This window comes from Pararhodobacter sp., from assembly GCF_034676545.1.
GTDB lineage: Bacteria > Pseudomonadota > Alphaproteobacteria > Rhodobacterales > Rhodobacteraceae > Pararhodobacter.
On record NZ_JAUCBZ010000015.1, the window covers coordinates 1,921,533 to 1,948,158 of the forward strand.

General features: G+C 62.3%; 24 protein-coding genes, 1 tRNA gene and 2 pseudogenes. 21 read left to right on the top strand and 6 right to left on the bottom strand.

Annotation, left to right across the window (positions count from 1 at the left end; genetic code table 11):
- Positions 1-3: 3 nt before the first annotated feature.
- Positions 4-1,215, top strand: a complete 1,212-nt coding sequence (locus tag VDQ28_RS13015; RefSeq protein WP_323036341.1) for a DUF2254 domain-containing protein — start codon at positions 4-6, stop codon at positions 1,213-1,215.
- 15 nt (positions 1,216-1,230) lie between these two features.
- On the opposite strand, the gene VDQ28_RS13020 is transcribed toward VDQ28_RS13015, so the two are convergent.
- Positions 1,231-2,010 carry a DUF1194 domain-containing protein gene (locus tag VDQ28_RS13020; RefSeq protein WP_323036342.1) on the bottom strand — a complete coding sequence of 260 codons (780 nt, stop codon included), beginning with the start codon at positions 2,008-2,010 and terminating at the stop codon, positions 1,231-1,233.
- A complete protein-coding gene (locus VDQ28_RS13025) occupies positions 2,007-2,411 on the bottom strand; it encodes a VOC family protein (RefSeq protein WP_323038123.1) in 405 nt (134 codons plus the stop codon). The genes VDQ28_RS13020 and VDQ28_RS13025 overlap by 4 nt, the downstream gene beginning before the upstream one ends.
- A gap of 105 nt (positions 2,412-2,516) precedes the next feature.
- Between VDQ28_RS13025 and thyX the strand changes: the two genes are divergently transcribed.
- On the top strand, positions 2,517-3,422 hold the full coding sequence (gene thyX, locus VDQ28_RS13030) for an FAD-dependent thymidylate synthase (protein ID WP_323036343.1): 906 nt from the start codon (positions 2,517-2,519) through the stop codon (positions 3,420-3,422).
- A gap of 237 nt (positions 3,423-3,659) precedes the next feature.
- Entirely contained in the window at positions 3,660-4,859 is a 1,200-nt protein-coding gene (locus VDQ28_RS13035; RefSeq protein ID WP_323036344.1) for a hypothetical protein, read from the top strand.
- Positions 4,860-5,098: 239 nt separating this feature from the next.
- Here VDQ28_RS13035 and VDQ28_RS13040 read toward each other — a convergent pair whose 3' ends face one another.
- Complete coding sequence (locus VDQ28_RS13040; RefSeq protein ID WP_323036345.1) at positions 5,099-5,410, bottom strand: hypothetical protein; 312 nt, start codon at positions 5,408-5,410, stop codon at positions 5,099-5,101.
- A gap of 776 nt (positions 5,411-6,186) precedes the next feature.
- On the opposite strand from VDQ28_RS13040, the gene VDQ28_RS13045 reads away from it, so the two are divergent.
- From VDQ28_RS13045 to VDQ28_RS13070, 7 genes and pseudogenes are all read left to right on the top strand, one after another.
- Positions 6,187-6,276 (top strand) — tRNA-Ser (locus VDQ28_RS13045).
- Between the two features lie 146 nt (positions 6,277-6,422).
- Positions 6,423-6,689, top strand: a pseudogene (locus tag VDQ28_RS22600) (integrase arm-type DNA-binding domain-containing protein); the annotation flags it as partial.
- Positions 6,669-6,920 carry a phage integrase central domain-containing protein gene (locus VDQ28_RS22605; protein WP_416349427.1) on the top strand — a complete coding sequence of 84 codons (252 nt, stop codon included), beginning with the start codon at positions 6,669-6,671 and terminating at the stop codon, positions 6,918-6,920. The pseudogene VDQ28_RS22600 and the gene VDQ28_RS22605, both read left to right, overlap by 21 nt.
- 48 nt (positions 6,921-6,968) lie before the next feature.
- Positions 6,969-7,145: pseudogene (locus tag VDQ28_RS13055) on the top strand (IS3 family transposase); the annotation flags it as partial.
- 379 nt (positions 7,146-7,524) lie between these two features.
- Entirely contained in the window at positions 7,525-8,415 is an 891-nt protein-coding gene (gene dctP, locus VDQ28_RS13060) for a TRAP transporter substrate-binding protein DctP (RefSeq protein WP_323036347.1), read from the top strand.
- A gap of 102 nt (positions 8,416-8,517) precedes the next feature.
- Positions 8,518-9,039, top strand: a complete 522-nt coding sequence (locus tag VDQ28_RS13065; RefSeq protein ID WP_323036348.1) for a TRAP transporter small permease — start codon at positions 8,518-8,520, stop codon at positions 9,037-9,039.
- A gap of 133 nt (positions 9,040-9,172) precedes the next feature.
- Complete coding sequence (locus VDQ28_RS13070; protein WP_323036349.1) at positions 9,173-10,345, top strand: TRAP transporter large permease; 1,173 nt, start codon at positions 9,173-9,175, stop codon at positions 10,343-10,345.
- A gap of 86 nt (positions 10,346-10,431) precedes the next feature.
- Here VDQ28_RS13070 and VDQ28_RS13075 read toward each other — a convergent pair whose 3' ends face one another.
- Together VDQ28_RS13075 and VDQ28_RS13080 are read right to left on the bottom strand one after the other, a co-directional pair.
- On the bottom strand, positions 10,432-11,106 hold the full coding sequence (locus tag VDQ28_RS13075) for a nitroreductase (RefSeq protein ID WP_323036350.1): 675 nt from the start codon (positions 11,104-11,106) through the stop codon (positions 10,432-10,434).
- Between the two features lie 252 nt (positions 11,107-11,358).
- Entirely contained in the window at positions 11,359-11,868 is a 510-nt protein-coding gene (locus VDQ28_RS13080) for a MarR family winged helix-turn-helix transcriptional regulator (RefSeq protein WP_323036351.1), read from the bottom strand.
- Between the two features lie 190 nt (positions 11,869-12,058).
- On the opposite strand from VDQ28_RS13080, the gene VDQ28_RS13085 reads away from it, so the two are divergent.
- From VDQ28_RS13085 to VDQ28_RS13135, 11 genes are all read left to right on the top strand, one after another.
- Positions 12,059-14,131: a hydantoinase/oxoprolinase family protein gene (locus VDQ28_RS13085; protein ID WP_323036352.1), complete on the top strand. Its 2,073-nt coding sequence runs from the start codon at positions 12,059-12,061 to the stop codon at positions 14,129-14,131.
- On the top strand, positions 14,128-15,822 hold the full coding sequence (locus tag VDQ28_RS13090; RefSeq protein ID WP_323036353.1) for a hydantoinase B/oxoprolinase family protein: 1,695 nt from the start codon (positions 14,128-14,130) through the stop codon (positions 15,820-15,822). Before VDQ28_RS13085 ends, VDQ28_RS13090 begins: the two co-directional genes overlap by 4 nt.
- A gap of 2 nt (positions 15,823-15,824) precedes the next feature.
- Positions 15,825-16,862 (top strand): TIGR03617 family F420-dependent LLM class oxidoreductase, encoded by a 1,038-nt coding sequence (locus VDQ28_RS13095; RefSeq protein WP_323036354.1) that lies wholly within the window; start codon positions 15,825-15,827, stop codon positions 16,860-16,862.
- Positions 16,855-18,360 carry a class I adenylate-forming enzyme family protein gene (locus VDQ28_RS13100; RefSeq protein WP_323036355.1) on the top strand — a complete coding sequence of 502 codons (1,506 nt, stop codon included), beginning with the start codon at positions 16,855-16,857 and terminating at the stop codon, positions 18,358-18,360. The genes VDQ28_RS13095 and VDQ28_RS13100 overlap by 8 nt, the downstream gene beginning before the upstream one ends.
- A gap of 1 nt (position 18,361) precedes the next feature.
- Positions 18,362-18,802: a PaaI family thioesterase gene (locus VDQ28_RS13105; protein WP_323036356.1), complete on the top strand. Its 441-nt coding sequence runs from the start codon at positions 18,362-18,364 to the stop codon at positions 18,800-18,802.
- Positions 18,803-18,819: 17 nt separating this feature from the next.
- Complete coding sequence (gene npdG, locus VDQ28_RS13110) at positions 18,820-19,509, top strand: NADPH-dependent F420 reductase (RefSeq protein WP_323036357.1); 690 nt, start codon at positions 18,820-18,822, stop codon at positions 19,507-19,509.
- 12 nt (positions 19,510-19,521) lie between these two features.
- Positions 19,522-20,301 (top strand): coenzyme F420-0:L-glutamate ligase, encoded by a 780-nt coding sequence (gene cofE / locus VDQ28_RS13115; RefSeq protein WP_323036358.1) that lies wholly within the window; start codon positions 19,522-19,524, stop codon positions 20,299-20,301.
- A complete protein-coding gene (cofD, locus tag VDQ28_RS13120) occupies positions 20,298-21,245 on the top strand; it encodes a 2-phospho-L-lactate transferase (protein ID WP_323036359.1) in 948 nt (315 codons plus the stop codon). Before cofE ends, cofD begins: the two co-directional genes overlap by 4 nt.
- Entirely contained in the window at positions 21,242-21,910 is a 669-nt protein-coding gene (gene cofC, locus VDQ28_RS13125) for a 2-phospho-L-lactate guanylyltransferase (protein WP_323036360.1), read from the top strand. Before cofD ends, cofC begins: the two co-directional genes overlap by 4 nt.
- Positions 21,907-24,261, top strand: a complete 2,355-nt coding sequence (gene cofH / locus VDQ28_RS13130; RefSeq protein ID WP_323036361.1) for a 5-amino-6-(D-ribitylamino)uracil--L-tyrosine 4-hydroxyphenyl transferase CofH — start codon at positions 21,907-21,909, stop codon at positions 24,259-24,261. Before cofC ends, cofH begins: the two co-directional genes overlap by 4 nt.
- A gap of 111 nt (positions 24,262-24,372) precedes the next feature.
- Entirely contained in the window at positions 24,373-25,581 is a 1,209-nt protein-coding gene (locus tag VDQ28_RS13135) for an acetyl-CoA C-acetyltransferase (RefSeq protein WP_323036362.1), read from the top strand.
- A 60-nt stretch (positions 25,582-25,641) separates the two neighbouring features.
- On the opposite strand, the gene VDQ28_RS13140 is transcribed toward VDQ28_RS13135, so the two are convergent.
- On the bottom strand, positions 25,642-26,574 hold the full coding sequence (locus VDQ28_RS13140; protein ID WP_323036363.1) for a GlxA family transcriptional regulator: 933 nt from the start codon (positions 26,572-26,574) through the stop codon (positions 25,642-25,644).
- Between the last annotated feature and the right edge of the window lie 52 nt (positions 26,575-26,626).

Genomic DNA, 26,626 nt, shown 5'->3' on the forward strand with positions numbered 1-26,626 from the left:
AGCATGTTCCGAAAACTCGTCGCCCTGAAACGACTGGCGAAACAGCTTTGGGTCCGCGTGGCCCTGTTTGCCGTTCTGGCCATCGTCTCGGTGCTGTTTTCGCATCTTGCCGCCGGATTGGTGCCCGACGAGGTCGCCGCGCGCATTGGCCCCGACGCGGTGACGCCGATCCTGTCGATCCTCGCCTCGTCGATGCTGGCGGTGTCCACGTTTTCGCTGGCCACGATGGTCTCGGCGCATTTTTCCGCTGCCGGCAGCACCACGCCGCGCGTGATGCGGCTGTTGACGGCTGATTCGACCACGCAGACCGTTCTGGCGATCTTTATCGGCGCTTTCGTCTTTGCGCTGACCGCACTGATCCTGTTTTACGCGGGCTATGACAGCGGTGCGGCCTTGGTCTTGGGTGTCACCTTGTGGGTGACCGGGGCGGTGGTGCTGGCGCTGATCCGCTGGATCGCCCATTTGACCGCGCTGGGCACCATGGGCGACGTGCTGCAACGCACGGAAACGACAGCGAAAAATTCTTTGACCAATCACCGTCGGCGGCCCGCGCTGGGGGCGCAGAGTCTCGGCGCCGATATCATCATGCCCGATGATGCAAAGACGCTGCGATCGCCGAAATCCGGGGTGTTGCAAATGATCGACGTGGCCGGGCTGGCGCGCTGTTCAACGACGCCGGTCTTTGTGTTGCGACGGCCCGGGCAGGTCGTGCTGCACGGCGCGCCGCTGGCGCAATTCTCCGGCGACGTCAGCGCCGAGGCGCTGCTGTCGTGCTTTGTGATCGGCGAGTCCCGCACCTTCGAGCAAGACCCGGCGTTTGCCATGACCGTCTTGTCAGAGGTGGCGTTGCGCGCCCTGTCGCCGGCCGTCAACGACCCCGGCACGGCAATTGACGTGATCTCGCGACTCGAGCGTCTGTTGTGGGATTGGGCGCACGGTGATGGGCCCGACTCCGTGTCCTATCCCTTGGTCTATGTTCCCGTCCTGTGCGCCGAGGATCTGGTCAATGCGAGTTTTGACGCCATCGCCCGCGATGGTGCCGCGCTTTACGAGGTGTGCGCGCATTTGCTCGACGCCCTGAACGCGCTGGCGCAATCCGAGGAAGCGGATCTGGCCGTGGCGGCGCAGGCTTTGGCGCATCGCGCGCGGGCGCATGCGCAACAGGCCATGCGCCTCGAAGACGATGTGCTGCGTTTGCCGCCAGCGCGCGAGTGATGCGCGGCGGAATTGTCAGCGCCGCTCGTGCTGCGGCGGGGTGTTCGCGTTGAGCGTGCCCATCAATGGCGGCATCAATTCACGCAACAGCTTGCGCCGCATGGCCTGTGCGAAATCCTCAAAACCATCGGCGATCATCACAAACGCCCCCGGCCCCTGGATCACCCGGTCCCGATACCAGGTGCTCAGCCGGTCATAGATCCGTTCGTGATCCAGCGGCAGGTCGCCGCCAATCGCCAGGGCATTCACCGTCACCCCCGGCAGGCGCGTCGTGTCTGGCCCATCATTCGACGGGCCGTCCCCCGCCAGATCCAGCGTTTGCGCGTCACAGGCAAGGGCCGGGGGCTGGGCCAGCAAGCGACCACCCGCCGCCACCGCCGCGCCAACCCCCGTGCGGCCACCCCAGGTGCCCAGCGGGTCGCCATTCGGCCGGGCAAACCCGGCGACCCGGTCGGCGAACACCGCCAGGTCCTGCGGCGTCTGCATTCTGTGCCAATACGCGGCAATGGCTTGCTCGCGCGCACCGGCCCAGACATAGGCCACCAGCGTTACAGGCGCACCGACAAAGATCGCCGCTTGCACTTGCGGGTCTCGCAAGGCATCCGCCGTGCCCTGCATCATCAACCGGTACTCGCGCTGATCGACCGAGGCCGAAACATCAAACCCCAGTGCCAGCGCCAGCCGACACTGCGCCTTCGCTGGCCCCGCGAGCAGCGCCAACCCCAGCGCAAGCGTCGAGAGACTCCGGATCGCCTGCGTCCACCATGCCGCCGGGCCCTCGAGCGGTCGCCTCACCAATGCCCCGTATTGCCCATCGACGCCCAAGGCTCCGCCTTCGGCAACGCCTCACCCGCCTGCAACAACTCCACCGAGATATTGTCCGGGCTGCGCACAAACGCCATCCGCCCGTCGCGCGGCGGCCGGTTGATCACCACGCCATTGTCCATCAAATGCTGACAGACCGCGTAAATATCCTCCACCTCATAGGCCAGATGCCCGAAATGCCGCCCGTCGGCTGGCAACCCGTCATCGCCATCCCAGTTATACGTCAGCTCCACCGGGCATTCCGGCTGCCCCGGGGGAGCCATGAAGATCAGACTGAAGCGCCCGGCCTCGCTGTCATGGCGCCGGGTCTCTTGCAGCCCCAGCAACCGATAAAACGCCATAGACGTTTCCAGATCCTTAACGCGAACCATCGTATGCAGGTATTTCACGGGGTCTCTTTCCTTGTTCAAATGCGGCTGGCTGTTGTAAGTCGATGGTAACGCAATTTTCGCACTCTTCAACCGAAGGCCTCCGCCATGCCCTTGACGCCCGAACAACAAGCCGAAATCGCCGAACAGCGTGCCACGCCCCGCATGACCCTGCGCGCCGTCGCCGAGGGGATGGAGAAGCACCTCTACACCGCGCAGCCCGTGCTGGACCACGGCTTCGTGCGCGCCATCGACTATATGGGCGACGACAGCGCCATCGTGCAGGCCGCCCGCGTCAGCTACGGGGCAGGGACCAAACATGTGCAAAACGACGAAGGCCTGATCCGTTACCTCATGCGCCACTGGCACTCGACACCCTTCGAGATGTGCGAAGTCAAACTCCACGTCAAACTGCCCGTGTTCGTCGCCCGCCAGTGGATCCGCCACCGCACCGCCAACGTCAACGAATACTCCGCCCGCTATTCGATCCTCGACCGCGAGTTCTACATTCCCGAACCCGCCCAACTCGCCGCGCAATCCGTGGTCAACAACCAGGGCCGCGGCGAGGTCCTGCAAGGCGAGGAAGCCGCCCGCGTGCTGGCCCTGCTGAAATCCGACGCCGCGCAAATGTACGACAATTACGAATCCATGCTCTCACAGGACGGCCAACAAGGCCTCGCCCGCGAATTGGCCCGCATGAACCTGCCGATGAACATCTATACCCAGTGGTACTGGAAAACCGACCTGCACAACCTGTTCCACTTCCTGCGCCTGCGCGCCGACGCCCACGCCCAATTTGAGATCCGCGTCTACGCCGAGGCGATTGCCAAGATGACCGCCGACTGGGTGCCCCTCGCCTATGCGGCCTTCGAGGATTACCGGATGGGCGGCACAACCCTCTCGTCAAAGGCGATTGACGTGCTGAAGCGGATGCTTAAAGGTGAGCAAGTAACCCGCGAGACCTCCGGCATGAGTATTGGAGAGTGGCGGGAGTTTCAGGGGGTTTGGGGGTGAGTATTTTCGCAACAGAGTTTCCAGTCTCTAGTGCCATTACCAGTTCGAATTTTGTCGCAGCCGCGATAGCATGGATTTCGCGGCATTCGTAAAAGTGAAGTTCTAGAGAACTTTGAAGGAAAAGAGCAGTACGATGATGACTTTTACTTAGAAGCATTATCTGGCGAAACGTTGCAGTTTAAGTCATACGCAGATGATACTATATCAGCGATTGGCGTTAGGCACGAGATGCCTGATGTGAGCGGCCGCGTATGGAGAACTGAATGTGTTATCTCCCATCGCCCATTGGGTTCTTTCCTGCGTGTTCGCGGCCAGTGCGTTCTTAATGATGTATCAGCCGAAGTAATGATGCCAAAGAAACCATTTTTTATCACTCAAGCGATTGATGACGGATGGGGAGGGGGCGATGGAGAATTTGATGTCAGTGACTCCCCATATTACCTAGAAGAATCCTCAATAGATCTCGCTGGACGCATCGTTGCTGGAGAGCAGAAATGCCTAATTCCCTGCGTCTACATTTCGCGTGGGAATGATGATTCCTTACCGCTTGATGCTGACGTATTGGCAAGAAAACTTGCTGGCTTGGCGCACGTGATCGTAGAGCCGAGCAGAAAATTTTCTTTCCAATTGATGGAACATTCTTTCCGCCGCAATCCATACGGCGGTGCCATCGGAATTTTTCTTCATGGACGCGGAGAAATGGTTCGGCTTTACGCGAATGGCACTCAGGGTGCGCAGACCGTAAGGATTAGCGAAGTAATTAGTGGGGTAGTTGAACTTAGCTCAAAGCGATCAGCAAAAAATGGATTGGAGTGGCAGACACTTCAAGAACTTCAGGGCCGATCGTTGCGGCAGCGAGTATCTGAGAATGTGTCAGAAGATTTGTCTTCGTACATCGATGAGTTTGATAAAGAGGTTGTGGCGAAAGACGAGCGAATCAGAAACCTTGAAGAGCTTGTCGAGTTAGCGAACTCAACCACCGAAGTTGTGCTTAGATCTTCTTCTGACCTACTTCCAGTCGAACTATCAGACGCTTTGGGCCCACAACTCTATGATGGTGAATTTTCTGACCGCTTGAGATTGTTTTTGCAAAGGTGTTCGCAAGAAAAAGCTGACGGAGTGGATGAAAGGACTCAAATTTTGATATGCAAGATTTTGGAAAAATCTTCATATACCGGACGCGCTGTTTCTCTGGTCAGTCAGATAAAGTCTGCAGGGAAAGATGGAAATCAAATGTCGAATAGTTTGGGTAGCATTTTGTCTGGTTTCGGATACTCTAAGACAACAGACGGTAAGCACATTAAATTTGAGCCACCGGGGAATTTATTTGGTCTGCCAACAGAGATACTGCCCTCCACGCCCAGTGACTCGCAAAGGGGCGGCAAAAACAAATCCCAAGATATAATTAGGAATATGGGTTTGAATTACTTTAAGTAAAAGATTTCACGGGATTCATGATTGCGTTTTGAGCAGGCGAGGAGGATGAGTGATGGTTGCGCGCACTTTACGGGAGGGGGGGCGGTGCTAACTTGATAACGGTCCATCGCGTGGCGGATCGCTCAATCCGTCTCTCTCAGGGTTGCCCTATAAAGACTGCCTATAATTGTCCCAACCCAGCGTGTCGCGGAGGGGAGGCTACCAAAACCTTCGCCGCCTGACACACCCAAGCCGCGCAATCACGGCGTGCCAGTGCCCGCCGCATCCGCATTAGCCCCTGTGTCGTGGTCGGAAAAGCCGGTCGGCGTGCCTTCGTCTTCCGGGTCCGTGGCCGCCCCGTCGTCTCGATCCAGCGCGCCTGCCCAGCGGCCCCTGCATCCCGGGCCACCGTCATCGGCGTCCGCGTGGCACGGTTGGCGGCGGCCAGCGCCTGCCGTGTTGCCCGCCGCGCCGCCCCTCGGACGGCTGTCGACCGAACACCGCGCCGCCACCAAGGATGCGCGCGTCTTGGTGTCACGGTCGAACAAAGCCCCTTTTGCGCGGCGTCTCACCGGTCATCGCTTCAGTCGGGCGCTTGCCGAAAACGGCGGGTGGCGTCGGAATTTGCGGGTGTTGTGGCCCCTGACTTGTTTCATGTCAGCCCGCAAGCCCCAGGCCGGCGATCGAGCGCGTGGATGGGGCGCAGGCGCTAGGCGCGCTGATGGTGCGTGCAAGCACGCACCCTACGATCCGACGCGCCGCTGGTTTGCGCGATCTTGGCCGCCCACTGCGACACAGCCGTGACGCCGCATTGAGGCGGGGCGACAGCCGTTCCGCCCTGTGTCGCGATCCCGCGCAAGGCCAAGGCCCGCAACCCCGCCGTCGCCAATCGCCCAAGGCTCTGCAACTGTCGCCCCGGCGGCAAAGGCGGGCGGGTAACCGACTGGCAAGTGCTCAGGCCCGTCTTGGCGCTCGGGGTTTTTGGCGGCACGGCAAGGCCCTCACCGCCTTGCGCCGAGGGCAACCGGCACCGCCAAGCCCCTCGACCCTCACCACGCGGGACCGGGGCAGGGCGGGGCGTGACCCCGAGCGCCCTTGGCCCGGCCCCTCAAACCCAAACCCCCGCGACAATTCTCCCACCCGCCGCCGTCCCAGACCGCGCTTGTCCCACAGCCAAACCCCCGCGCAAACCTTACCACCTGGTTAATGCTGCAAGCTAACCCCTTGAATTTCCACACCCCACCCTTTGTCCCCCCGCGGGACACCCCCTCACCACCCGAAAAACCAATTCCCCCTCTTGCACCCACCCAAAACACCCGCTAAATCCCCCCCCCACGATCCCCAGCGCGGAGAGGTGCCGGAGTGGTCGAACGGGGCGGTCTCGAAAACCGTTGAGGGTGAAAGCCTTCCCAGGGTTCGAATCCCTGTCTCTCCGCCATATTACCTTTTTCGCTGATTTGAGTGGGTCGCCTTGGGTGGCCTTTTTGCTCTATTTTGTTGGGAATTTCTGCGCTTTTGCTTTGTTCTGGATTTCTTTCGATTGCGTCGACATGCTTTCCTTGGGTGGTATGGAAAGTGGTATGAATGATTGCCATAGTTGGCAAGCTGACCAAGAAGCTGGTGGACAATCTGGGCGCTGGGCGGCACGGCGACGGCGGCGGTCTGTATCTTGTCGTTGACCCATCGGGCGCGCGCCGCCGGAGCGTTCGAGTGGTCGTCAAAGGACAGAAGAACGCCAAGGGCGCACCGCTACGCACCGACTTTGGTTTGGGCGGTGCGGACGTGGTGACGCTCAACCAAGCGCGGGACCGGGCGCTGGAATATCGGCGGATGGCCAAGCAGGGGTTCAACCCTCGTTTCAACGCCAGCCGCGAGATCCCCAGCTTTGAGGAGGTCGCCCGTCAGGTCCACATCGACCGGATGCCAACGTGGAAAAACGCCAAGCATGGCGCGCAATGGATCAACACTTTGCGCGACTACGCGTTCCCGAAGATCGGGCGGATGCCCATCGGAAATATCCCGCCAGCCGAGGCTGAACAGAACTTCTATGCACAGCGCGGCATGCTCGATATGGTCGCGTGAAATGAAGCTAAAGGTCTCCGGTGAAACCGGGGCGATTCAGTGAGAGGGGCCAAGCATCGCCACATCTGGCCCGTCAGCTGGATGTGCGATGTGCTGGAGGTCTCGCATTCCGGTTTCCACGCCTGGCTCAACCGCCCGACCAGCACCCGCGAGATCCAGGACGCCAAGCTCGTCACGGCGATCGAGACGAGCTTCAAGGCCAGCGACCGGACCTACGGTGGCAGAGGCTTTTCTGACACGGTCAACTTGAGACAGCCTAGGCGGAAGTCAGGGGCACAGGATACGATTCCGGTGCTTGGTTCGATGGCAGCAACGGGGAACTGACCGCTAAGTCCCGCGGTGTCTTTCCAACATCCCTTGAAAATATAGAGCGATTACAACCAAGTAAGGAGGAAAAAAATGATTCGACAGAATAAGGCGTATACTACATAATATTCTCACCCGCCGCTGAGCGCCATCAGTCTTGACGGGGCCAAGCTCTGAGACAGAGCGCCAGGTGAACAAACAGGGAGAACGCAGAAATGAACTCGCTCAAGAAGATCATTACCGCGGCCACATTGAGTGTGGTTGCCTCGACGACGGCCGGTTGCGCGAAGAATTTCGGATGCTGACGGGGTGGGGATCAAACCATTCCGGCGTCGTGCACATGGCCTATGCCTACAACGAAATGGTCCACCAGATGTCGAATGGCGAGATCACCATCACGCCCAGCGGACCTGAAGTCGTGCCTGCGGGCCAGCAGTTGCAGCCCGTTGCCGACGGGGTCTTTGACCTTTTGTATACACATGGCCTGTATCACACGGGTGAGACCGGCATCGGCGCGGCGCTGGATGCGGTGAACGGCGATGTCGAACGCCGCCGCGAAACCGGGATCTGGGATTGGGTTGACCAGCATTATCAAGAGACCCAGGGCGTCAAGTTGCTGTCCATTCCGACGGCGACCACGGGTTTCCGGTTTTTCCTTACCGAGCCGATGGATCCCACCAACCGCCTTTCTGGCATGACGATCCGTGCGCTGCCGTCGTATAACACGATCGTGAGATCGCTGGGTGCCACGCCCGTCGTGATCCCCTTTGGCGAACTCTACTCGGCGGCCGAGCGCGGTGTCATCGACGGCCTGGTTTGGACTGCGGTCGGTGCGGTCGGCTTCAATTATCACGAAGTCGCCCCCTACCTGGCCGAACCGACCTTTGGCACCGTTTCCTATCTGATCATGATGAACCTCGATCGCTGGAACGGTCTGGATGAGGCGACCCAGAACCTTCTCCTCGAGGCTGGTCATCAACTCGAGCTGAACTCGGTCGGGGCATTCAACCAACTGCTCGCAGAAGAAAACGCGGCGATGATCGCCGCCGGTGCGCAAATGACCTCGATTGGCTACACGGCCGAAGAAGCGAATGCGCTGTTTGCACAGGGTGCGATGGAAGTGGCGGTTCAGGGCTCGGGCGCCGTTGGCGAGGCCTTCCGCGACTTTGTCCGCGCACAAGGCATGTAAGGTCAGAATGAATGATGCCTGGCAGCCACGCGCTGCCAGGCATCACGTCACCATTCGGTGAGGCTCATGCCCTCACTCAACGCAGCGAAAAGTGAGAGTCCGATGAAACTCCTGGCCACCTCGCTGGCAAAACTCATTGAGTTGTTGACGCATCTGTCAACCATACTGGCCGGCATAGGTCTGGCGATGATCGTTGGATCGTATGTCTTTGAAGTTGTCATGCGTTACATCTTCGCATCGCCGACATCCTGGGCGAGCGATTTCGTGTCTTACGCGCTTTGCGCAATCGTGTTCCTGGCTTTGCCGCAAGTCACCAAGGACAAATCGCATGTTGCGGTCACGATCATTGTCGATGTCATGCCGAAATCCGTCGCCAATGCGGCCCATGTCGTTGTCAGTCTGCTGGGGTTCGCGTGCCTGTCCTACTCGGCCTGGGTCAGCTTGAAGGAAAACATCCGGCAATACACGCGGGGCATCACCACCCTGGCGATCGACCCGGTCCCGTTGTGGTGGGTGTCGTCGTTCATCACCTTTGGGCTGCTGCTGAGCGCCCTTTATTTCCTGGTGTATCTGTCGCCCCGACACCGCGTCAGCGGCTTTGAACTCTTGGGAAAGGCTGAATGATGCCCTGGTATGAATCGCTCCTCATCGGACTGTCGATCCTGTTCTTCTTCTTCATGATCGGTGCCCCGATCTTCCTCGCGTTCCTGGCGGCAATCCTGATCGGGGTGTATTTCGTCATTGGGCCGGTTTTCCGATGTTCGCCAATTCGCTGCTGGATACCACGACAACTACATCGCTCGCTTCGATTCCGCTGTTCGTGCTGATGGGCGAGTTGCTGTTCCGGTCCGGCACGATGGACGTTCTGTTCGACTCGATCGACAAGCTGGTCGGCCGGGTCAAGGGCCGTCAGTATGTGCTGGTGGTTTCGCTTTCGGCCGTGTTCGGCGCCTTGTCGGGCGTCGCGATGGCGGTCGCCGCGATGCTGGGACGGGCGATCATGCCCGGCATGCAGACGCGGGGGTATGACCGTGATATTGCTGCAGGTCTGATCATCGGCGGTGCGAGCCTGGCGCCGATCATCCCACCCAGCCTGCTTGCGGTCATCGTCGGGTCATTGGCAAGCGTGTCGATTGCCAAGCTGCTGATCGCAGGCATTGTGCCGGGCCTGATGATCAGCGTCATCTTTCTGATTTACGTGTTCGTGCGCATCGCAATCAATCCGGGCCTTGCGCCGGCGAATGTGGTCGGTGAACGCGGCGATGTGACCCCGCGCGACAAGCTGATCGCAGTCATCCGCACTCTGCCTTTCCTGATCGTGATGTTCTCTGTCATGGGGTTCATCATGTTGGGCGTCGCCACGCCGTCGGAATCTGCGGCGACCGGTGTTGTCGGCTCGCTGCTGACTGCCGCGATCTACCGAAAGCTTTCCGTGCGTATGATCTGGGAGTCGCTGATTGCGTCGGTGACGGTGTCGGCCATGATCCTGATCATCATGGCGATGTCCAAGATGTTCACCCAGTTGCTGGCCTTTACCGGGGCCGCCAGTCAGATGGTAAGCGTGGTCGCCAACCTGGGGTATTCGCCGATCGTGATGCTGCTTCTGATGATGGCGGTGCCGTTCGTGTTGTGCATGTTCATTGACACGATTGCCGTCATCTTGCTGACGATCCCGATCTATCAACCTGTCGTCGCCGCCCTGGGGTTCGACCCGGTCTGGTTCTGGCTGCTGTTCTTGATCAACATCACGCTGGGCGCCGTCACGCCGCCGTTTGGCTATACGCTGTTTGCCTTCAAGGCGGTGGTGCCCGAGATGAGCATCAGCGATGTCTATCGCGCGTCCTGGCCGTTTGTCGGTCTGTTCATATTGGGTATGGCGCTGATCATCGTCTTTCCGGGCATCGCAACCTGGCTGCCCGGTTTCCTCTGACATGGGAAAGCACGGAAAACGAAAGGGGCTGCCCATGTGGGCAGCCCCTTTTGACTAGTTATCCCTTTGCCCGGACGACGCCGCGTTTATCCGACAAACGTCACCACATTGTCAGAGTCGGCGCGCTCGGTTCTGAAACCGTTGGCCGGATGATCCAAGTCCTCATAGCCAAAGGAAATCGCCGTCTGGATCCGGCGATTGGCCGGGATCTGGAAATACTGGCGTATCGCCGGGGCGTAGCCGGTCACCGAGGCCTGGACGACGCTGGCGATGCCCTTGGCCCGCGCCACCAGCGAGAACAACGCGATGAACCCACCGCAATCCATCGCACCATAGGGGCCTAAATCTGCATCCGAGGTGATGATGGCCACATGTGGCGCACCGAAGAAGCGGAAATTCTGCATCATTTGCTCGGCGCGCCGAGCCTTGTCGTCGCGGGCAATGCCGACAGCTTCATACAGTTGGTAACCGCATACGCGCCGGCGGTCCTGGTATTCGCCCGTGTATTGGAGGGGCCATGCGAAATCTGGTTCCATCTGCGTCGTTTCCGCTGCCTTGGTCAGCATCTCGGCAAAGGCCCTGGTCTCGGCGCCGCGGGTCACAATGACCTTCCAAGGCTGTGCATTGCACCACGTTGGTGCGCGCGACGCGGTTGCGACGATGTCCCGAATGTCCTGTTCGCTGACTTCGGTCTCAAGGTAACCGCGGCAACTGTATCGTTCATTGATGATCTTTGAGAAGATCGCGAAATCGTCAGACATCCGTTGGTCCTCGTTCCTGGGTTCGGCGCCGAATCCTTGCAGGGCGGAACGCCGCGCCGAAAAATGGTAGTGCACTACCTTTTAGCAGTTGGCACGTACCTGTGTCCATCTTGGATTTCGTGTCTTCGCGCAAAAACTGACCAAGCGTCGATCCGGGGGCAAGGCCCGTACCGGGCAGTCCGGTCACGGAGCAGCGGCGAACAAAATTGTCCTGCACTTCCGGATCAGTCAAAATCCAGCGGATGCCAAGCGCTATTCGGAGAGCGTAACGTCATCATTTGATGACTCAAGCAAGGGCCGCCAGGGCGCGCGGCTGTTGTGATCGTTGGCGTCGATCAGCTTTCCGGCAAGCGCCATGAATTGATGGTATTCCTCATCGCTTAGCGGTTCGACGAACCGGAACTGCGCCTTGATCATACCGGGCTGCACCGCCTTGACCATCTCTCGGCCCGCTTCGGTGATCTTGGCCATCTTGGTCCGCTTGTCCGACGGGTTGCTGGGCCTTTCCAGAAGACCGCGACCAGCGAGTCGCCGGATGACATCGGCCGCCGTGTTCCGGTCCACGCCGACCAGCGCCGCGACCGTCACCTGATCGCGAACCGCGCCGTCGGCCAGAACGGTAAGCACCCCGAATTGCACTGGCGTAAGATCGTATTTCGCGCTTTCCTCGAGAAAGAGACCGACATGAATCTGATGCAGTCGCCGGATGAGGTGCCCCGGCCGATCCGCGAGGTTTTCAAACATGTCAATGCTTTGCTTCATGGTGTGCAGCTGTCTCCAATGGTCAGGCCGGCATATCTATTAGCAGGGTACGACCCAATCGACCAGAGCCCACAACCTGGACTGGTTGGCGCCGCCCGTGCCGATAGGGCGCATGCGTCGAATCTCTTTGACAGGCCGATAATTCGTAGTATGCTACGGAAATTATCGGATCGACCATTGGGAGTGGCGCATGACTTGGACAATCGGGGTGGATGTCGGCGGTACATTCACGGATTTTTACGCAGCGAATGACAGGGCTGACAAAATCCACGTGTACAAGACGTCTTCAACACCGGCAAATCCGGCCGACGCGATCTTGAACGGCCTTGATGCCATGTGTGAGAAATTCGGCATCCCCAAGGATGCGATCACGCGAGTCTCGCATGGAACGACGGTTGGCACCAACGCGCTGATCCAGCGCACCGGCAGCCGGGTTGCGCTGGTCACCACCAAGGGCTTTCGCGACCTGCTGGAAATCGGCCGCCAGACCCGTCCGCTCATGTACGATCTTCAGGTTGACCATCCCACGCCGCTGGTGGATCGTGAGCACCGGATCGAGCTGAACGAACGGATCGGTGCGCAGGGGGAAATCGTCCGCGCACCCAGCGCAGACGACATCGACGCGGCCATCGAAGAAGTGATCGCGGCCGGGGCCGCCGCCTGCGCCATCGGCTTTCTTTTTTCCTTTCGCAACGATGCCCATGAACAGGAATTCGCCCAGGCCCTGCGCAAGCGCGCGCCTGACATCGCGATTTCCGTCTCTTCTGAAGTGCAGCCAGAGTTCCGCGAATACGAGCGTCTCTCGACCACCGTGCTGAACGCCTATCTGCAACCGGTCATGTGGCATTACCTTGAAACCCTGGAGGCCGGGATCGCCGAGCGCGCGCCCAACGCGACGCTGGGCATCAACCAGTCCAGCGGCGGACTGATGTCCGCCCGGCGCGCGCGCGATTTCCCGGTGCGCACGGCGCTGTCCGGCCCGGCCGCAGGGGCGGTGGGCGCGGGCCACGCGGCGCGCCAGACCGGTCGGCGCAACATCATCACGCTGGACATGGGCGGAACCAGTGCCGATGTCGCGTTGATCCGCGACTATAACGTCGATCTGGCCTTTGACCGCGATGTTGCCGGGTTCCCCATCCGGATGCCTTGCGTCGATGTTGAAACAGTTGGCGCGGGCGGTGGTTCCATCGCCTGGTTCGACCGCGACGGACTGCTCAAGGTCGGGCCGAAAAGCGCTGGCGCCTTCCCTGGCCCCGCCTGCTACGGCAAGGGCGGCAAGGAGCCAACGACCACCGACGCCAACCTGTTGCTGGGGCGCCTGTCGCCGCGCGGCCTCTTGGATGGCGACATGGGGCTGGACGCCGAACTGTCGCGCCAGGTCTATCAGCCGATCGCCGACCGGCTGGGGTTCACGCCCGAAAAAACCGCGCATGGGGTGCTTGGCATCGTGGTTGCGAACATGGTGCGCACGATCCGCACGATCTCGGTTGAACGCGGGCACGATCCGCGGGACTTCGTGCTGATGCCCTTTGGTGGCGCGGGCCCGCTGCATGCCCGCGACGTGGCCGTCAGCTTGGGCATGAAAGAGATGATCGTGCCGGCCGCGCCGGGCATCGTCTGCGCACAGGGCCTGCTGGTGTCGGACCTGAAGGAAGACTTTGTCGTCAGCCGCCGCATCGCGTTGGACAAGGCCGGAGTCGAGCAACTGCGCGACACGCTGCAAGAGCTGGACGCCCGCGCGCAGACCTGGTTCGCCGCCGAAAAGGCGCCGAAATCGGGCCGCCGTCTGCAGCTGGTCGTTGATGCGCGCTATGTCGGCCAGAACTTTGAACTGGCGGTCCCGGTGACCGACGGCGTCACGCTGTCGGGCCGCGACGTGCCGGACGCCGCTGCGCTGAAGGCCGCATTCTGCGCCGCGCATGATCAGGCCTATGGCTATGCCAGCGAAACCGACCCGATCGAGATCGTCAACATTCGCCTGTCCGCCAGCGCCAGGCTGCACCGGTTCGAGGATCGCGCCGCGCCCGACGGCAAATCCGGCGAGCCCCAGCCGCGCAACACCCGCCAAGTGTATTTCAACGCCGAGGCCCCTGTCGAAACGCGCATCTACAATCGCGCCGACATGCGCCCCGGGCAAAGAATCAAGGGGCCGGCCATCCTGGAACAGATGGACACCACGACCCCTGTCTACCCTGGTGACGTCGCGGAAATGACGGCCGACGGTCATCTGATTATCAGCATCAACCCGAAGGACGTCGCATGATCATGCCAGCCGCAGACCTCGACCCGATCCGTCTTGAGATTATCGCCAACGGCCTGCGCTCGATTGCCGACGAGTGCTTTGTGGCCCTGATGCGGTCGGCCTATTCGACCAACATCAAGGAGCGCAAGGACCACTCTATCGCCATCGTCGACCGCAAGGGCCGGCTGGTGGTGCAGGCGGATCTGACGCTGCCCATTCACATCGCGTCGATGAGCGGCCTGATGAAATGCGTGCTGGAGAAATTCGGCAACGACATCCAAGAAGGCGACATCTTCGTCGCCAACGACCCGCACACCGCGGGGGGCACCCATCTGCCCGACATCAACTATGCCATGCCGATCTTCATCGACGGTGCGATCGCGGCCTTTGTCTGCAACATCGCGCACCACGCCGATATCGGCGGCATGGTCCCCGGTTCGATGGCGGGCGGGATGAGCGAAATCTACCAGGAAGGCCTGCGCATTCCGGTGGTCCGGCTGTTCAACCGGGGTGTCCTGCAAAAGGACATCATGGACATCCTGCTGCTGAACGTGCGCGTGCCCGACGAACGCCAGGGCGACCACAACGCGCAGATCGCATCCTGTCGCCTGGGCGAGCGCCGGTTCAAGGAGGTGGTCAAGGTGCATGGTCTGGCCAATGTCCTGACCGCCTTTGACGAGATCATCAGCCGCACCAACCAGCGCATGAAGGATGCCATCGCCCGAATCCCGGACGGTGTCTATGAATTCAACGACTTCATGGATTCGGACGGGCTGGAGACCTTCGATATCCCGATCTGCCTGAAACTGACCGTCAAGGGCGACCGCATCCACCTCGACTTTGCTGGCACCAGCCCGCAGGTGCCCGGCAACATCAACACCACGCTGAACGCCGTGCAGGCCAGCGTGAACTATGCCCTGATCGGCGCACTGGACAGTGAAATGCCCTCGAACCAGGGGGTTCTGGATGCCGTGGACATCAGCTGCGAGCCCGGCACGATCCTGAACTGCGTGTTCCCGGCCCCGGTTGCGGCGCGTGCCCATGCCTGCCAGCGGGTGATCGACGTGGTACTGGGTGCGCTCTCCAAGGCGATCCCGGACAAGGTGATCGCGGCAGCGAACGGCGCCAACACCACCGCCGTGTTTTCGGGTGTCGATCCGCGCACCGGCAAGCCCTATCTCTATTTCGAAACCATCGGCGGCGGCATGGGCGCCCGCGCCACCAAGGACGGCAAGGACGGCGTCCAGGTGGGGATCACCAACACCTCGAACCTGCCGGTGGAGTCGATCGAGCAGGAATACCCGCTGCGCGTCGAGGAATACGGCTTCGTCGAGAACTCGGGCGGCGCGGGGAAATTCCGGGGTGGGCTGGGCCTGCGCCGCGTGCTGACACCGGTGGACCATGAATGCGTCTTCAACGGTGCGGGCGAGCGGTTCCGCTATCAGCCCTGGGGCCTGTTCGGTGGCCAGCCCGGCGCATCCGGCCAGTTCCTGATCGAGGACGCCAAGGGCAAGCGCCGCTTGGCCGACAAGCCGAACAAGGTGGATGTCAAGTTGGGCACCCGGATCACCGTGGAAACGCCCGGCGCCGGTGGCTACGGGCAACCGTCAGAGCGCTCTGACGAGTTGCTGGGCCTCGATTCCGCCAGCGGCAAGTATTCGCAGGATTTCATGCAGAAAAACTACGCAACGACCAGTGTGGGAGGTCAATAATCATGCGCGTCTATTCGATGGTACGACCCAAGAAACTGTCGCTGATCCCAGACGCGATGGCCCGTGCGGAACGGCTTGGTTATGACGGAACGACCCTGCTGGAACTGACGGTTCCGCCGACCCTGTCGGCAGCGGCGGGCGCGATGGTGACCAAGGACATCAAGATGATGTCGGGCGTGTTCGTCGCCTTTCCGCGCAGCCCGATGGCAACCGCCTATGACGCCTGGTCGCTCAACGAACTCAGCGGTGGACGGTTTCAATTGGGGATCGGATCGCAGATCAAGGCGCATCTGACGCGCCGTTTCGGGATGGATTTCCAGCCCCCGATCCGCCGCATGAAGGATTACATCGGCGCGCTGCACGCCATCTGGGATTGCTGGCAGAACGGCACCAAGCTGGATTATGACGGCGAATACTACAAGCACAACCTGATGATCCCTTATTACAACCCGGGCCCGCTGGCGACCGGCAAGCCGGAAATCCACCTGGCGGCGATCAACAAGCTGATGTGCCGGTTGTGCGGCGAGGTTGCGGACGGTCACTTGCCGGGCGATCCGATCACCTGGAAATGGCACGAGGAGGTCATGCTGCCCAACCTGGAAATCGGGTTGGAGCGGTCCTGCCGGACGCTGAAGGACCTGGATCTGGGCGGCTACGGTTTCATCGGCTGTGCCACCTCCACCGAAGGGCTGGACCGCATGGCCAAGGGCCTGAAAGAGCGCGTGGCGCTCTACGCCTCGACGCCGGAATACGCCGAGATGCTGGAAATGTTCGGCTGGAGCGTCAACCAGGAGGACTTTGCCAACCTCTCGCGGCAGAACAAATGGGCGGAGATGGGCAACCTGGTGTCGGACGAGATGCTCGAGGCCTATGCCATCATCACCACGCCCGAAGACCTGCCCTCGGCCTTGGCCAAACGCTATGGCGGCAAGGTGGACCGCATCCAGATCGACGAGACCTGGTTCGACGGTCTGACCGACGATCAGGTCGCGGATCTGGTCACCAAGATCAAGAAAATCCCAGGTTACAACAATGGCTGAGGTCTATCTCAAGAACGCCAGCACGCGGGACTTCGCCGCCGAGGAATGGGACAGGCTTTGCGCCCGCGATCCCGCCTCGCTGGCGGTGGCCGAGATCGACCGCGAGATCACGGTTGGCGATCTGATCCACAAGGCGCGGATGCGGGCGGGCCAGTTCATTGCGCAGGGTGCCGAACCCGGGTCGCGTGTGATCATCGCGCGGCCCAATGTGATCGAATTCGTCATCGACTACCTGGCCGTGCGCCTGTGCGGCGCGGTGCTGGTCAACCTGCCCTGGTCGGCGGGAACCAGCATCACCGAACTGGCCGATATTCTGGATGCCAAGGTCGTCGTCCTGACCGAGCATCTGGTGGGCGACAATCCGTTGTTCGACCAGCTGGGCGCGCGGCGCTTCCGCGAGAACGAGGCAGCGCCCATCGGACCAGAGCGCCCCATCCGGTGCCTGGGCGATGAACTGGCTTGGCTGGCCTGCACCTCGGGCACCACTGGAACGCCCAAGGCAGCAATGCACACCGGCGCAACCTGGCAGCGTCAGACCGAGATGTTTGCCACGCATTTCGGCCTGACCAAGGACGACCCGATCCTGGTGTCGTCGCCGGTCGGCCATGCCGTGTCGCTGCTGTTCGGCGTGCGTTTTTCCCTGCTTCTGAATTCGCCGATGGTGCTTGTGTCGCGCTGGAATATCGACACCGCCGTCACGCTGATCGACCGCTACAAATGCACCTTCACGGTGGCGCCAACGCCGTTCCTGATCGACATGGTGGCCTATGCCGAAAAACACGGCAACCAGCGCATCAAGACCTTGAAATTCTTCCCCTCGGCAGGGGCTCCGGTGCCGCGCACGCTGGTCCGCCGCGCCTTGGAGGCGATGCCAGGCTGTCAGGTCTGGTCCTATTTCGGAACTTCCGAAGCGGGCGCCGTGACCGCCGTGCCGCTGGACGCCGACCTTGACAAGCGGCTGGACACCGATGGCATCGCCACGCCCGGCACCAAGACCCGGGTGATCGACGGCGAATTGCAGATTCATAGCCCGGAACAGATGATGAAGGGTTATTGGAGCGGCGATCCCAAGGGTCGGCTGCACGCTGATGGCTGGTATCAAACCGGTGACGCCTGTGAGCAACGCGAAGACGGCTATATCAAGATGGTTGGCCGGGCGCAGGATATCATCCTGCGGGGCGGCGAGAACATCTCGCCGCTGGAAATCGAGAATGCGTTGCTGAGCCATTCCGCCGTCGAAGACGTGGCGATTATCGGTTATCCAGATGATCGCCTCGGGTCCCGTTTGGCCGCAGTGGTCGTCAAGGCCGGTGAGGTGACGCTGACCGACCTGCGCAACCATTGCCAGGGCATCGGCCTAGACAAGGCAAAATGGCCGGAGTTCCTGACCTGCATCGACAAGATCCCGCTGTCGGCAATTGGCAAGGTGCAGCGCGGGGTTCTGGAAGATCACGTCTGGAACCTGATCAAATCCAAGCGCGCCGAAAGCGCATCCTGACATGAACACGGGCCAGACACATCTGACGGTCGCCGACATTCAGGAACATATCGGTCGTTCCCGCTATCACCAGTTGTTTCGGCCCGAAGTGCTAGGCCTTGACCACGACGCCATGACGCTGACGCTGCGCGTGTCGATGTGCGCTGAATTCGAACGCCAGCCGGGCACCGGGCAATGGCATGGGGGCGTTCTGGCGTCACTGGTGGATATCGCCGGCTGCTACGCGCTGATGCTGGTGGCCGGTGGGCCGATGCTGACGCTGAATTTCAGCACCGATTTTCTGCGCCTGGCCAGCTCGCCGCATCTCTGCGCCGTCGCCACCGTCCGGCGCGTCGGCCGGACTGTCGGCTTTGTCGATGTCGACATCACCGACGACGCCGGCGCAACGGTTGTGACAGGTCGCGCCTGCTATGCCATCCGTCCTGACAAGACACCAACGTGATACAGAAAGGCGACGACATGACCGAGTATTCCAGCAAGATGAAGATCGCGATCATCGGTGGCACCGGGTCCCTGGGGGCGGGGCTGGCCCTGCGCTGGGCGCGCGCCGGGCACAGCGTGACCATTGGGTCGCGGGATGGCGCGCGCGCCGCCGACCGCGCCGCCGAGCTTTCGGCACAGGCCGGGGCCGACATTTCGGGCCGGGAAAACGCCGCCGCCGCCGCCTGGGGCGATCTGGTGGTCATGGCGGTGCCTTATGCCAGCCACGCCGCGACGCTGGACAGCATCAAGGCGCATCTGGCGGGAAAGATCCTGGTCGATGTGACCGTTCCACTGGTGCCGCCAAAGGTGCGCGTCGTGCAACTGCCTGAAGGCGGGTCGATCGCCAAGGCCGTGCAACAGCAACTTGGCGACGGTGTGCGCGTGGTCTCGGCGTTTCAGAATGTTGCCGCCGCGCACCTGAACGACCTGACCCACAGCATCGATTGCGACGTGCTCGTTTGCGGCAATGACAAGGTCGCGCGCGAGACCGTCATCGCGCTGGCCAGGGACGCCGACATGAAGGCTTGGCATGCGGGCCGGATCGACAATTCCGCTGTTGCCGAAGCCCTGACGTCCGTGCTGATCTTCATCAACGGCACCTACAAGATCGACGGCGCCGGGATCAGGGTCGTGGGTGAAGCGCACGCCGAAGACGCTCAGGGATAGGCAGGGAATCACATGTCCAGTCAGATCACACTTGCTGCGTTGAAGGACTTGCCGCTTGTTCAGGCAGGGGACAATCTGGGTGATCTGATTTCCGATGGCCTGCAGCGCGCAGGGATCACGTTGCTGGATGCCGACATCCTGGTTGTGGCGCAAAAGATCGTGTCCAAGGCCGAGCGGCGGATGGTTGACCTGAACACTGTCACGCCCGGACCCGCCGCGCGCCAACTTGCCGCCGAGATCCACAAGGATCCCCGACTGGTCGAGGTGATCCTGTCCGAGAGCAAGAGCGTCATCCGCAAGAAACCCGGCATCCTGATCGTCGAGCACCGGCGCGGCTGGATCATGGCCAATGCCGGGGTCGATGCCTCGAACGTCGCCAGCGGAACGAACGAGGAGAACGTGCTGCTGCTGCCGGAAGACCCCGAGAAAAGCGCAGCCGGGTTGAAGGCCGCGCTGGATCGGCGTCATGGCTGCCGCTGTGGCGTGGTGATCGCCGACAGTTTTGGGCGTTCCTGGCGCCTGGGCACGACCGGCGTGGCAATCGGCGCCGCCGGTATCCCCAGCATCTGGGACCGGCGCGGCGAGACCGATCTGTTCGGGCGCGCGTTGCAGGTGACACAACAGGCGATCGCCGACGAACTCGCTTGCGCAGCCTCGCTGCTGCAAGGTGGGGCTGCCGAGGGTCGCCCGGTGGTTCATCTGCGTGGCCTCGATTTCGAGGGCAGCGCCACCGCCGTCGCTCGGCCTGCGTCTGATCTAATCCGCGACATATCAGAGGATTTGTTTCGATGACAGGCCCGGTTCTTACCTTGTCAGGCGGCGTCGGCGGGGCAAAGCTGGTCTTTGGCCTGGCCCAGGTGGTTGCCGGGGACGATCTGATCGTCGCTTGCAACACCGGGGATGACTTTGACCACCTGGGGCTGCGCGTTTGCCCGGATATCGACTCGGTCCTGTATGCACTGGCCGGGCTGTCCGATCAGGTCCGGGGTTGGGGCCGTAAAGACGAAACTTGGACCTTCATGGCCGCACTCGCGGGGCTGGGCGGACCCGGCTGGTTCAACCTGGGCGACGGCGATCTGGCAACGCATGTCCTGCGAACCGATCTCTTACGCCAGGGGCGCAGCCTGGGCGACGTGACCCTGGACTTAGCCCGCAGGTTGGGCATCTCGGCACAGGTCCTGCCGATGAGCGACGACACCGTCGCGACCATCGTTCAGACCAAAACCGGCCCGCTGGCGTTTCAGACCTATTTCGTGCGCGATCAATGCGCGCCGGCGGTGACGGGTTTTGCCTTTGACGGGCTGCCCGTCGCCCGCCCGCACCCCCGCATTCTGGAGGCAATGCGCGCCGCGCCCCGCGCCATCGTGATCGCGCCCTCGAATCCCTATGTCAGCATCGACCCGATCCTGCACCTGCCGGGGATGCGCGACGCGCTGACTGCGGCACGGGCACCCATAGTCGCGGTGTCACCCATCGTCGGCGGCAAGGCGCTGAAGGGTCCGGCAGCCAAGATGATGCTGGAACTGGGCAGGGATGTCTCGGTTCTGGGGGTGGCCCGGCACTATCTGGGCCTGATCGACGGTCTGGTGATTGACGTGCAGGACGCCGCCTTTGCCCCGGCGATCCGCGACCTTGGGATCGCCGTGCATGTCGCGCAAACCGTGATGACCGATGCCGAAAGCCGCGCGGCCCTGGCCCGGGCGACACTGGATTTTGCAGCCGGGATCGAGCGATGACTAATGTGTTGATCCCCGTCAAGGACCTGTCGCGGGCCAAGGGGCGCCTGCAGGGACTGCTGAGCCCCGACGAACGCGCGGGGCTGGCGCTGGCGATGCTGCGTGACGTGCTGACGACGCTTCGCTCTGGCGATCTGGGCGAGATCTGGATCGTGGCGCATGACAACAGCGTCTTTGACCTTGGCCGGGAATTCGGCGCGCAGGCTATCCGAGAGAGCGTTTCGCAGGGCTATAACAACGGTGTCGCGGCTGGGTTGCAGGCGGTGGACGCGCGGCGTCCGGTGATGGTGCTGCCCGCCGATCTGCCGTTCTTGCACGCGCAGGACGTCGCGCGCCTGTCCGCGCCGCGCGCCGTGGATGCGCCGTTCATCGGCATCGTGCCTGACCGCCACAATCGCGGAACGAACGGCCTGTTGCTGTCGCGCCCGGATCTGATCGCCCCTGCCTTTGGGCACAACAGCTTTTTCAAACACAAGGCGGCAGCCGCCCGGGCCGGAGTGACGGCAAAAGTGTTCCCGCTGAACAGCATGGCCGTCGATATCGACTGCGCCGAAGACCTGTTCACCCTGGCCCGCTCTGACCAGCCTGGCGCTGCAGTGCGTTTCCTCCAGGCGCTAATGGCGCAACGGCCACTTGTAGAAAACCTGTCGATGGGTGTCGCATGACCTATGTTCCAAAGAACCTCGAACTCCGCGTCGGAGTAACAGACACTGAGGCCGCATCGCTGCTGGACGTTCCGCTGCACTTATTGATGGCGCGTGCCCAGGCACTGCGCGATCAGGGCCACGGGCGGCTGATCAGCTATTCCCGCAAGGTGTTCATCCCGCTGACTGAACTCTGCCGCGACGTGTGTCACTATTGCACCTTTGCCAAGTCGCCGCGACGGATTGCGGCGCCCTATCTGACGCCCGAACAGGTGTTGGAGATCGCCCGCGCGGGTCAGGCGGCGGGCTGCAAGGAGGCGCTGTTCACCCTGGGCGACAAGCCGGAACTGCGGTATCGCGCCGCGCGCGAGGCCCTGGACCGGATGGGATACCAGAGCACGCTGCACTACCTGGCGGCGATGGCCGAACTGGTGATCCGCGAAACCGGGCTGCTGCCGCATCTCAACCCCGGCGTGATGACCCGCGACGAGATGGCGATGCTGCGCCCGGTTGCGGTGTCGATGGGCATCATGCTGGAAACCGTCTCGGCGCGGCTGGGGGAAAAGGGGAACTGCCACGCCGGGTCGCCTGACAAGGACCCGCGCGTCCGGCTGGAAACGCTGCGCGGTGCGGGCGAGCTCAAGATCCCGTTCACCTCGGGCATCCTGATCGGCATCGGCGAAACCCGGGCCGAGCGGATCGACAGCCTGCTGGCGCTGCGTCGTCTGCACCAGGAGTACGGGCATCTACAGGAAATCATCATCCAGAATTTCCGCGCCAAGCCGGATACGCGGATGGCAAACTGGCCAGAACCCGATCTGGCCGATCTGCAATGGACCATCGCTGTCGCGCGGCTGATCTTTGGCCCCGCCATGTCGATCCAGGCTCCGCCCAACCTGTCGCGGGGTGGCGATGGGCTGATTGCGGCCGGGATCAACGACTGGGGCGGCGTCTCGCCGGTCACGCCGGACCATGTGAACCCCGAGGCGCCCTGGCCGCATCTGGACCAACTGGCCGCCGATACCGCCCGCTGCGGCAAGATCCTGGTCGAACGGCTGGGCATCTACCCGGCCTTTGCCCATCAGAAAAACGCCTGGCTGGACAAGGCCTTGCGCAAGCCGGTGCTGGATCGGATCGACGCCGACGGTCTGGCGCGGACCGACCCCTGGGTTCCCGGCAGCGCCGGTCAGGCCCTGCCCAACCTGCCAGCTTCGCCCGTCGTCGTGCCGGACCTGACCCTGTCGCGCATCCTGTCGGACGCGGACAGGGGCGAAATCCTGCGCGAAGCCGATGTCTGCCGCATGCTGGCCGCCCGCGATGGCGAGGTGCACGAGGTGATGCAGGCCGCCGACGCGGTGCGCAAACGGGTCAGCGGCGAGACCGTCAGCTATGTCGTCACGCGCAACATCAACTACACCAACATCTGCTATTTCAAGTGCAAGTTCTGCGCGTTCTCCAAGGGCAAGATGAGCGAGAACCTGCGTGGCCGCCCCTATAATCTGGGTGCCGACGTGGTGGTGCAGCGCGCCCGCGAAGCCTGGGAAAGGGGCGCCGTCGAAGTCTGTTTGCAAGGCGGGATTCACCCCGACTACACCGGCCAGACCTATCTGGACATCCTGCGCGCGATCAAGTCGGACCTTCCGGACATGCATGTCCACGCATTCTCGCCGCTCGAGGTGCATCAGGGCGCCGCAACGCTGGGCATTCCGGTGCCGGATTTCGTCGCGCGTCTGATCGACGAAGGCCTGGGCAGCCTGCCGGGCACCGCCGCCGAGATTCTCGATGACGAGGTGCGGCGTGATTTGTGCCCGGACAAGATCACCACCGCGCAATGGTTCGAGGTGATAAACGCCGCCCATACCCAGGGGCTGCGGACGACGGCGACGATCATGTTCGGCCACATCGACCGCCCGGTGCACTGGGCGCGGCACCTGTTGCGGTTGCGCGACCAGCAGATGCGGACCGGCGGGTTTACCGAACTGGTGCCGCTGCCATTTGTGCACATGGAATCGCCAATCTACCTGAAGGGCGACTCGCGCAAGGGGCCGACCTGGCGCGAATCCGTCCTGCTCCATGCGGTCGCTCGGCTGGCGCTGAACCCGCACATTCCCAACATCCAGGCGTCCTGGGTCAAACTGGGCCCCGATGGCGTGGCCGCCTGTCTTGCAGCGGGGGTGAACGACATCGGCGGCACCTTGATGGATGAAACCATCACCCGTTCGGCGGGCGCGTCGCATGGCCAGGAGATGTCCCCGTCCGCGATGGAGGCCTTGCTGGCGCGGGTCGGACGGCCGGCGCGGCAGCGCACCACCCTGTATCAAGATGCATCCTTGGATCGCCGCGCGGCATCCTTTGCGGCGTCTCCTGCCTGAGCAAAGGCGGCGAACCGGCGTCGATCCGTCCGTAGCCCTCAAACCTCCCACCTCCTCTCCTACTGGACAAGGCGAGCAGCCTTGCAACATCCTGCTGAAAGGAAGAACGCCATGCGCGACGCCGTGATCTGTGAACCGCTGCGCACGCCGGTCGGCGGCTATGGTGGAACCTTTCGGGACCTGCCAGCCGCCGATCTGGCCGCGCTGGTGATCCGGGAATTGGTCAACCGCACCGGCCTGCGGAGCGAGGACATCGACGATGTCATCCTCGGACAATGCTATCCCAATGCCGAGGCCCCCGCGATCGGGCGCGTGGCGGCGCTTGATGCCGGGCTTGATATCTCGGTGCCCGGTGTCCAGATCGACCGGCGCTGCGGGTCCGGCCTGCAGGCCGTGATCGACGCGGCGATGCGGGTCCAGACCGGCGCCGCCGACCTGATCATCGCTGGCGGCGCTGAATCGATGAGTCAAGCCGAATATTATACTTTGGGGGCGCGTTGGGGCCTCGGGGGGCGCGACGCCGGTTTTCATTGCCGGATCGGGCGCGGGCGCGTGACCTCGGGCGGCAAGGCTTATCCGATCCGCGGCGGCATGCTGGAAACTGCCGAGAACCTGCGACGCGATTTTGCGATCAGCCGCAGTGAACAAGATGCCTTTGCCGTCGCCTCGCACGCCAAGGCCGTGGCGGCGACCGCCGCAGGTAAGTTCAGCGATGAAATCGTGCCGGTCACCGTGAAGACCCGCAGGGGCATGGTCCGGTGGACCACCGACGAACACATCCGCCAGGAAGCGACGCTGGAAAGCCTGTCGACCCTGCGCCCCATCTTGGGCCGAGACGACCCCGAAGCGACGGTGACCGCGGGCAATGCCAGCGGGCAGAACGATGCCGCTGCCGCCTGCATCGTCACCACACGCCTTAGGGCCGAGTCGATGGGGCTTAAGCCCCTTGGCCGGCTGGTCAGCTGGGGAGTGGCCGGGGTCGGGCCCGAACGCATGGGCATCGGCCCGGTGCCCGCGGTGTCCCGTGCGCTGGCCAAGGCCGAACTGACACTTGCGGACATGGACCTGATCGAGCTGAACGAGGCCTTTGCCACCCAGGCCATCGCCTGCCTGCGGTGGTGGGATCTGGCTGTCGATGACGCGCGGCTCAATGTCAACGGCTCTGGCATTTCGCTGGGTCACCCGGTGGGCGCGACCGGCGCGCGCATCATCGCCACCATGCTGCGCGAAATGGATCGCCGCGGCGCGCGCTACGGACTCGAGACCATGTGCATCGGTGGCGGGCAAGGGCTGGCGGCGGTGTTTGAACGCGTTGAGTGACGTGGCCCCGCCCTGTGGCCTCTGACCAGCGTCAAAGCCCACGCAGCGCCCACGCCGGGGTCAGGCGCGACTGGCCGAGGGCAGAACGCCATATCGCGCGCGATAGGCCGCGGTGAAGTGCGACGAACTGGCGAACCCGGTCGCCAGCGCAATCTGGGTAACGCTTAGCGCCGAGCTGCGCAGCAAGTTTGCCGCGCAGTCCAGCCGCAGGTTCCGGTAATAGCCCATCACCGTTTCATCCGTGGCGCGCACAAAGACGCGGTTCAGCTGCCGTTCCGACAGCCCGGCGATCTGCGCCAGATCCGGTAGCGACAGCGGCACGGCAATATGCGTTTCCATCGCCTGCACCACCTGCACGATTGCCGCATTCGCCGGTCCGACATTCCTTGGCGCTGCGCGACGCTGCGCCCGCGTGGCCTCGCGGATGTCGGTGTGCAGGCACCAATCGCCGACCTTGCGCACGAACTCCGGGCCATGATCCTGCCCGATCAACGCAAGGGTCATGTCCAGCGCCGCCGCGCCGCCGCCGTAGGTGATCAAGCGGCGATCGCGGGTGAACAGGGTGCGTTCCAGCATCAGGTCTGGATAGGCTTCGAGCAGCGCCGGCGCGTGTTCCCAATGCACGGTCATCCGGTGCCCGGTCACGATACCGGCCTTGGCCAGGATCACCGGCCCGCCCGATACGCCGCAGATGCACACACCCTTGCGAAACATCTGCTCGATCCAGTGCAGCGTCTTTTGGTCGCTGAAATTCTCAGGCCGCCCGCCAGCAATGACGAACAGAGAGCCAAGTTCCAGATCGTTTGTCATCAAGTGAGAAATCCGCGCCATCGCCGGGCCGGAACTGGCAACGGGCGTCAGGTCGCGGCCGATGGTCACGATGTCATACAGCTTTTTCCGGCTCAGCAGATTGGCGCTGCGAAACGGGTCGACGACGCTGGCCAGCGACAACAGAGAAAAGCCTTCGATCGGCAGAATTCCGATGGTTTGCACGTCCGGTCCCTGTGATGACGGCTGTCCGGAACATGATGTTTAATGTCCTTTT

Bases quoted from the DNA above. Each gene is read 5' to 3' on its own strand.
- VDQ28_RS13015 (WP_323036341.1), top strand. From the start codon at position 4: ATGTTCCGAAAACTCGTCGCCCTGAAACGACTGGCGAAACAGCTTTGG.
- VDQ28_RS13025 (WP_323038123.1), bottom strand. From the start codon at position 2,411: ATGGTTCGCGTTAAGGATCTGGAAACGTCTATGGCGTTTTATCGGTTG.
- thyX (WP_323036343.1), top strand. From the start codon at position 2,517: ATGCCCTTGACGCCCGAACAACAAGCCGAAATCGCCGAACAGCGTGCC.
- VDQ28_RS22605 (WP_416349427.1), top strand. From the start codon at position 6,669: ATGGCCAAGCAGGGGTTCAACCCTCGTTTCAACGCCAGCCGCGAGATC.
- dctP (WP_323036347.1), top strand. From the start codon at position 7,525: ATGCTGACGGGGTGGGGATCAAACCATTCCGGCGTCGTGCACATGGCC.
- VDQ28_RS13065 (WP_323036348.1), top strand. From the start codon at position 8,518: ATGAAACTCCTGGCCACCTCGCTGGCAAAACTCATTGAGTTGTTGACG.
- VDQ28_RS13070 (WP_323036349.1), top strand. From the start codon at position 9,173: ATGTTCGCCAATTCGCTGCTGGATACCACGACAACTACATCGCTCGCT.
- VDQ28_RS13075 (WP_323036350.1), bottom strand. From the start codon at position 11,106: ATGTCTGACGATTTCGCGATCTTCTCAAAGATCATCAATGAACGATAC.
- VDQ28_RS13080 (WP_323036351.1), bottom strand. From the start codon at position 11,868: ATGAAGCAAAGCATTGACATGTTTGAAAACCTCGCGGATCGGCCGGGG.
- VDQ28_RS13085 (WP_323036352.1), top strand. From the start codon at position 12,059: ATGACTTGGACAATCGGGGTGGATGTCGGCGGTACATTCACGGATTTT.
- VDQ28_RS13090 (WP_323036353.1), top strand. From the start codon at position 14,128: ATGATCATGCCAGCCGCAGACCTCGACCCGATCCGTCTTGAGATTATC.
- VDQ28_RS13095 (WP_323036354.1), top strand. From the start codon at position 15,825: ATGCGCGTCTATTCGATGGTACGACCCAAGAAACTGTCGCTGATCCCA.
- VDQ28_RS13100 (WP_323036355.1), top strand. From the start codon at position 16,855: ATGGCTGAGGTCTATCTCAAGAACGCCAGCACGCGGGACTTCGCCGCC.
- VDQ28_RS13105 (WP_323036356.1), top strand. From the start codon at position 18,362: ATGAACACGGGCCAGACACATCTGACGGTCGCCGACATTCAGGAACAT.
- npdG (WP_323036357.1), top strand. From the start codon at position 18,820: ATGACCGAGTATTCCAGCAAGATGAAGATCGCGATCATCGGTGGCACC.
- cofE (WP_323036358.1), top strand. From the start codon at position 19,522: ATGTCCAGTCAGATCACACTTGCTGCGTTGAAGGACTTGCCGCTTGTT.
- cofD (WP_323036359.1), top strand. From the start codon at position 20,298: ATGACAGGCCCGGTTCTTACCTTGTCAGGCGGCGTCGGCGGGGCAAAG.
- cofC (WP_323036360.1), top strand. From the start codon at position 21,242: ATGACTAATGTGTTGATCCCCGTCAAGGACCTGTCGCGGGCCAAGGGG.
- cofH (WP_323036361.1), top strand. From the start codon at position 21,907: ATGACCTATGTTCCAAAGAACCTCGAACTCCGCGTCGGAGTAACAGAC.
- VDQ28_RS13135 (WP_323036362.1), top strand. From the start codon at position 24,373: ATGCGCGACGCCGTGATCTGTGAACCGCTGCGCACGCCGGTCGGCGGC.